This window comes from Thermogutta sp. (assembly GCF_014359955.1).
GTDB lineage: Bacteria > Planctomycetota > Planctomycetia > Pirellulales > Thermoguttaceae > Thermogutta.
In genome coordinates, this window is the sequence record NZ_JACIYL010000181.1 from 1 (window position 1) to 6792 (window position 6792).

Here is a 6792-nt window from a genome sequence, read left to right on the forward strand (position 1 = left end):
ATATGGAGTGCGGCGATTCATCGCCGCTTTTCGGTGAAGGCTTTAGCCTTCACCAACTTGCCGTTGATCCGGACTGAACCAGGGTGACCGGTCGGGGCAGAACCTGCCCCTCCAATCCACGCAATGGAGGGACCTGCTCGTCACGTCCGTTTGTCAATATTCGATGTTCCATTGCCTTTGGCGGGGACTGAAGTCCCGCGCCGAAAGCGGGGCTAAAGCCCCGCACTCCATATGGAGTGCGGCGATTCATCGCCGCTTTCCGGTGAAGGCTTTAGCCTTCACCAACTTGCCGTTGATCGGGATTGAACCTGGGTGACCGGTCGGGGCGGAACCTGCCCCTCCAATCCACACAATGGAGGGACCCGCTTGTCGGGTCCGATGAACACCGATTGGTTATCCATCCTTCCGCATCGGGCACGACAAGCGTGCCCCTCCGATCTTTTCGCCTTTTACCTGGCGCCAGATGGCAGCAACCGCTCGGACTCATTGTCCCGAGGCGGACGTCGCAGGACGCGAAAAATTGTGGTAAAGTAAACCAGTTGGATCTCCAAAGATGCCGTAAAACATCCGCCGTCTTGGTACCTCAGTGTGGTTTTTAGCCATGTCTTTGAAGGTTTACATCAACGGACAGTACTACGATAAGGAAGACGCCAAGATCAGTGTTTACGATCACGGCCTGTTGTACGGGGACGGGGTCTTCGAGGGAATCCGCAGCTACGGCGGCAAAGTCTTCCGCCTCAAGGAGCACCTCGATCGCCTGTGGGATTCGGCCAAGGCCATCTGGTTGACCATCCCCATGACCAAGGAAGAGATGGCCCGGGCCATTGAAGAAACGCTCCGCATCAACGGAATCGAGGACGGCTACATTCGGGTGGTTGTCACCCGGGGTGTGGGAACGCTGGGGCTGGACCCCAACCGCTGCAGCAACCCCCAGGTCATCATCATCACCGATCACATCTCGCTCTACCCGAAGGAGTTGTACGAAAAAGGACTCGAGATCGTCACGGTGAGCACCGTCCGCAATCACCCGGCGGCCCTCAGTCCCCGGATCAAATCCCTCAATTATCTCAATAACATTTTGGCAAAAATTGAGGGCCTCCAGGCGGGATGCATCGAGGCGCTCATGCTCAATCATAAGGGGGAGGTGGCGGAATGCACGGGGGACAACATCTTCCTCGTGCGGCGTGGGGAACTGTTCACGCCGCCCCGGGAGGCGGGCATTTTGGAAGGCATCACCCGCGCAGCGGTCATCGAGCTCGCCCAGGAAGCGGGATTGAAGGTCCACGAGGTTCCCCTGACCAAACACGATGTTTACATTGCCGACGAGTGTTTTCTGACGGGCACCGCCGCGGAGATTGTTCCGGTGGTCAAGGTGGACAGCCGTCCTATTGGGGATGGCAAACCTGGCCCCATCACGCGGGATCTGATGGAGCGGTTCCATCGGTTGACCCGTAACCATTGCTAAAAAAATGTCGAGCTCCAGCGCGGAGGTGAAACCGTGACGGGACGTCGTGCGGTGTTTGCAACGGCTATTGTGGCTCTGTTTTTCTCGTGTGCGGCACGTCTTCCAGCTCATGCCGAACAAGGCGTCACGGTCAAAGCCGACATTGTTTACAAGACCGTTGACGGCCAGGATCTGATGCTGGATGCCTATCTGCCGGCCACCGCGGGCCCATGTCCCGGTGTGGTGCTCATTCACGGCGGGGCGTGGCGGGCGGGGGACAAATCTGGCTACCGGGCGTGGGGAATTTCTTACGCCCAGTTGGGTGTGGCTGCCTTTTCCATCACTTATCGGCTTTCTCAGGTGGCAAAATATCCGGCGGCCGTGGAAGATTGCATCGATGCCGTTCGCTGGTTGCGAAGTCATGCAGAGGAATTCCAACTGGATCGGGACAGGTTAGGTGTGGAAGGCGGTTCGGCTGGGGGGCATTTGGCGTTAATGGTCGCGTTGATGGAGCCAGATCCGTCCGCTGTTGACTCACACGGCCAGCCGTTGAAAAACTGGGTGCGGTGTGCGGTGTCTTTCGCCGGGCCGACCGATTTGTCGGATGCCGAATCCATCGAGGCAAGCACCGAGAAACAAAGTCTCGTGGCGTTTCTCGGATGTACCCTCAAGGAGTGTCCGGAGCGTCACCGGGAAGCGTCCCCCATCACCTATGTCTCGCCTGACGATCCCCCCGTCCTCCTCGTGCACGGGACGGCGGACCGGGTGGTGCCGTTCAAGCAGGCGCAGCTCCTTGAAAAGGCTTTGAAGAACGCGGGCGTCCCGGTGGAGGTTCTGGCACTGGAGGGCTGCGGACACGACTTCGGCTGTCTCGATGGAGAAGGCCGCAACAAACTCCTGGAAAAGACCCGCCGATTTGTGCTCCACCATCTCGGGGTGGAATGACCACCCGGGGAACCAGGATTGGCTCAACGTCAGTCAAAACGCGAAAAGCGTTCCCTTTCATCATCCTGACGGCCGGGGTCCGTCCTTTGGCAAACACTCAGCAGCACAGTCCGGCCAGTTTTCAGGCTGCATCGTCCCGCGGTACGCAGGCGAATCGAGTTTTTTCGAACTCCCTCGAGGATCCCCTTTGCCGACAAGCGCCGCTGGCCAATGACTTTAAAGCCGGCAGGCTGCGCACGGATTGGCCCGAATGAATAGAATGAGGTGCGGGCGGTCGGGTGGCCTTTCAGGTCTGGTTTTTTGTCGGTTTTCGATCATCGGTCTGTTGAGAGTTCATGACAGTGACTGACGCCCCATTTTCGATCCTCATGCTGCGACCGTCGGCGGAGTTTACGCTCAAATCCAATCGCACGCGCCGTCGGTTGCAGCAGGAACTGGTGCACAATCTGACCGACGCACTGGAAAGCCACGGGCTGACGTACCGCATTTCCGGAGCGTGGAACACCTATTTTGTCGAGACGACGGCTCCCGGAGAGGCGGCCGAACTCCTCCGCCGTGTCGCAGGAATCGGGTCGATTGTCCCCATCGAGCGGGTCAGTCGGGCGGAGCTGGACGAGATAGTTCGCCTGGGCGTGGAAGCCTTCGCCGAAATCGTGCGGGGAAAACGGTTTGCCGTGCGGGCCCGACGGACGGGAAATCATCCCTTTCGCTCCCGCGATGTGGAAGTGGCCCTGGGGGCGGGACTTCGGCCGTTTGCTCAAAAAGTGGATCTGACCCAACCCGAGGTCACCGTCCACGTCGATATCCAGGACAGCCGGGCCTTTCTCTATGCGGAGACTCTGCGTGGTCTCGGCGGACTGCCGATCGGCAGTCAGGGAAAGGCCCTCGTGCTGATCTCGGGAGGTTTCGACTCGGCGGTGGCCGCCTGGCTCATCATGCGACGCGGCGTGGCGGTCGATTACGTGTTCTGCAATCTGGGCGGAAAAGCCTACGAACGAGCCGTGGTTCAGGTGGCCAAGGTCCTTGCCGACAACTGGAGTTACGGCACACATCCCCGCTTTTACTCGGTCGACTTCACCGACGTCGTCATCGAAATGCGTCAAAAAACGCGATCTTCCTACTGGCAGATCGTTCTCAAACGGCTGATGTATCAAACCGGGGCGCTGGTCGCCCGGCGAAGCGGGGCGGTGGCCGTGGTGACGGGCGAGTCGATCGGTCAGGTTTCCTCACAGACTCTCAAAAACCTGGCGGCGATCGAGGCGGGGAGTGCGCTGCCGGTCTTACGACCCTTGCTCACCTACGATAAGGAAGACATCATCCACCTGGCGCGACGGATCGGCACGGCCACGCTGTCGGAACGCGTCCGGGAATACTGCGCCCTCACTCCGGACCATCCGGTCACAGGGGCCTCGCCCGAGACGCTCGATCGAGAAATGGCGAAGATCGACCTTGCCGTGCTGCACCAAGCGGTGGACCGGCTGGAAGAATATGATCTGCGGAGCCCATCGGCCACGTGGCGATTCAATTCGTCCAGGCTGGCCTGAAGGTGGTTGGGATTCAAATAGACAAAGCCGAACGCACGATCGGGAAACCGCTCAATGGCCTGCCGCACTTCCCGGTTGGCCTGGACCATCTCGTCCGGGCTGGGGTCATACTGAAAGGTCATCCCCATGAAAACGCACACCCGGCGAATTCCCAGACGATCTGCATACTCCAGCAAATTGGCCAGTCTGTTCGCCGGGGTCTCTCCCGGTATTCCCGCAAGATGCACATGCACATCCCAGATCTCAAACGGCGGTTCTTTCCGACTCATGCCTTCCCGTCCTTTCCGCCGCAATTACCCGAGGGATTCTCACCTTCCTGCGCGTTCTCAGGCGGTAAAGTTTTCGACAGAGATTCTCCGGAGTCCTCATCGCGGGCAAGATTGGGTTTCAGCGACTCCCTCCATTTCCCGCTGGCGATTTCTTTTTCTGCAAGGTGTTCATCCTGTGGCCGCTCCAGGATCTTGCGCACCCCCAGCGGATCCTCCGGCGTCCACGTGAGGAGCTGCTCCGCCACCGATTGGGCAAGGCCCCGCTCCCCCAATCGAACAAGACACTCCACCAGATCGCGGGCCGCCTGAAGAAACGCTTGATTGCTCGGTCGATTGAGCGGCAGCCGCCCCTTAAAATCCTTTCCCAGCGCTTTCAACCCCAATTCAAAGGCGTATCCCAGATGGCCACGGGCAAGATCGAGCTTGTTGCGATAGAGGGCAATTCGTCCGAGAAGCTGATGGGCCTCCAATAGATCCCGACATTGCTGCAGGAGCCACAACAACTCATCAACCGCCAAATCCCACTCCTCATGGGCGAGGATGTCATAGACCTCCTCAATGTCCTCTTTGAACTGACGGAGTCGCGGGGGAAAGACCAATTCGAAAATCCCAGGCGAGATTTCGCGGACACTGATCCTCTGGCCAGGCGATTTCGATTTTCGGCTTCTTTGCTTCTCTGGCTTTTTGTCCCGGAACTTTTTTCGAGAACGATTCTCCGCCTGTCCCTCCGCCGACTGTCGTCCAGAGACCGGTCCTTTTCCCTTCTCGTCATCGGGATTCTTTTTTGGCATAGATCTTCCTTTACTGCTCTTTATTTGTCCGGCATGGCATCGGTTGCGTTTTTCACGGCGACGGTTTCGATTTCACTCGATCAATTTTCCCAGCGCAATATCAACTTCGGCGGGAACTTTCACAATGGCCAGGGGGACCATCCACCGGACGGCAGTGGCGCGTCCCGGTACACCCGAGAAGCGATACACAAACTCGACGCCATTTTCGCCCAGCCACAGGGCTTCCAGTTGATCGAACGGCTTCCGGTAACCGTCGCCCTCGATTTCGGCCTGCCATCGGTAGAACCATCCGCGGTGGGAAGCAAACGCCTCCTGCGGCTGGCCGTATTCGGCACGGAGCCCCACCTCCACCACGCCGTCTTTCTCACGCCACGAATTAAGCGTCACCGTCACGTCCCCCACGTGCTGCCGTACAGGGAGCGCATTTCCCGCGGGCCTTTCAAACGTGAAAGGCTGGACGCAAACAGGCAAAACCAGCTCGAAGGCCGCCCGAATCGCCCCCTCAATCCCCTTGCTGCCCAGGTCTTCCACAACCAGACTCGTTTCCACCGCGCACCGGGATCCGAGAATGGGAATTTCTCGCCGGGATGGCAGCAAAACCTGGTGGACACGTTCGTTCGCCGTCGCAAGCTCGACCGGGCCCCACCACAGCACAGCAGGCTGTAGTCGCGGCTCCCACGCCAGCGTGACGTTCAGCACAATCCGCCGGGAAGCGGTCAATACCGAGCTTTCGCCTCGCGGCTGCACCGAAGATGCCTTTTCCACACTGACGCGAACGGGCCCCACATCAATCACCTGCCGGTTTTTCGGAAACTGACCCGCGACCTCGGCTCTGACAAGCTCCATGCTCCGATCGGTTTGCAACCTCACTTCCGCGCGGGTCCGTTCGGCAAGGTCATCAATAACTTTCCAGAAGGGTACGTCCTGGTAACTTGCCGAGATACGTTCCTCGGCCAGTTCGCCCCGCGCCGTCACGCTGTTGCCTGTCTGCGATTGAATAGCGTTGAGGACCTCCTTCAGCGAAACCTGCTCAACCGTTAGCGTGACGCGGGATTCCCTGGCCTCCTGACGAATCCGCTGGGCCATGAGCCGTTCCCGAATCCGCGCCAATCGCAGCGCAACCTCCGGCGAACTCGGGACAACCTCGGACAGCTCCGGAAGAATCCGCCACCCCAGCGATTCCAACTCTTTTTCTGCCGAATCCCGGACCGAGCGCTGAGGGGCATCCAGGGCCGCCACCAGGCGGCGAATATGCTCTCGAAAATCTCCCTCGATTCCTGACGGAGCACTCGAGAATCCACTCTCGAGAACGAGCAATGACACCGTGAAAGTTACAGTGCAAAGGGCCATCCCGGCCCGCCGAAGCAAAAGGTCCGGGAACTGATGGAATGGCCACAAGCGCCAACGGGGTAACATCGGCAAGCTCCCTTCCGTTTCCGGTTCAATGCAGGGGCATCCTCCGGGCGACAAACCGCTAACCCGGCCGAGATCGATCGCTACGGGCAAAGCCTCACCGGGCCGGTGCTTCGTCTTTATTGTGACCTCTCTGAATACGCCGGCAAACCACGAACGCAAGCGTAACCCCCCTCTTTATGGGGGGGCAGGTGGTGTCCAACCATCTCGAAAACAACTCTGCCAAATTGGCAGTAACACGGTTTGGGGAAGATCACCTTTTGGCACACGGACGCACCGGAGCGGGCCCGATCAATACTCGCTGGCAGGGTGTAAGTGACGGTGACTTCATTACTTTCTGATCTCATCTGGAATTTGGCGCGCTAATTGCAATCCTCCGTAGCAGC

The 6792-nt window shown here is 59.0% G+C and carries 5 protein-coding genes; 3 read left to right on the plus strand and 2 right to left on the minus strand.

Translation table 11 applies throughout. The features are described 5' to 3' along the window. The first annotated feature begins 601 nt into the window (after positions 1-601). The 3 genes from ilvE to thiI all read left to right on the plus strand — a co-directional run bounded on the left by ilvE (position 602) and on the right by thiI (position 3933). On the plus strand, positions 602-1465 hold the full coding sequence (gene ilvE / locus H5U08_RS07590) for a branched-chain-amino-acid transaminase (RefSeq protein ID WP_095413810.1): 864 nt from the start codon (positions 602-604) through the stop codon (positions 1463-1465). 33 nt (positions 1466-1498) lie between these two features. After that, on the plus strand, positions 1499-2389 hold the full coding sequence (locus tag H5U08_RS07595) for an alpha/beta hydrolase (RefSeq protein ID WP_297031812.1): 891 nt from the start codon (positions 1499-1501) through the stop codon (positions 2387-2389). Between the two features lie 335 nt (positions 2390-2724). Further along, entirely contained in the window at positions 2725-3933 is a 1209-nt protein-coding gene (gene thiI / locus H5U08_RS07600) for a tRNA uracil 4-sulfurtransferase ThiI (protein WP_297031814.1), read from the plus strand. Positions 3934-4198: 265 nt separating this feature from the next. Here the strand turns inward: thiI and H5U08_RS07605 are convergent, their stop codons facing one another. Together H5U08_RS07605 and H5U08_RS07610 are read right to left on the minus strand one after the other, a co-directional pair. Further along, positions 4199-4993: a hypothetical protein gene (locus tag H5U08_RS07605; RefSeq protein WP_297031815.1), complete on the minus strand. Its 795-nt coding sequence runs from the start codon at positions 4991-4993 to the stop codon at positions 4199-4201. Between the two features lie 72 nt (positions 4994-5065). Further along, a complete protein-coding gene (locus tag H5U08_RS07610) occupies positions 5066-6409 on the minus strand; it encodes a hypothetical protein (RefSeq protein ID WP_297031817.1) in 1344 nt (447 codons plus the stop codon). Between the last annotated feature and the right edge of the window lie 383 nt (positions 6410-6792).

Coding starts and splice junctions, on each gene's coding strand:
- H5U08_RS07610 (WP_297031817.1), bottom strand. CDS start 6,409: ATGTTACCCCGTTGGCGCTTGTGGCCATTCCATCAGTTCCCGGACCTT.
- H5U08_RS07605 (WP_297031815.1), bottom strand. CDS start 4,993: ATGCCAAAAAAGAATCCCGATGACGAGAAGGGAAAAGGACCGGTCTCT.
- thiI (WP_297031814.1), top strand. CDS start 2,725: ATGACAGTGACTGACGCCCCATTTTCGATCCTCATGCTGCGACCGTCG.
- ilvE (WP_095413810.1), top strand. CDS start 602: ATGTCTTTGAAGGTTTACATCAACGGACAGTACTACGATAAGGAAGAC.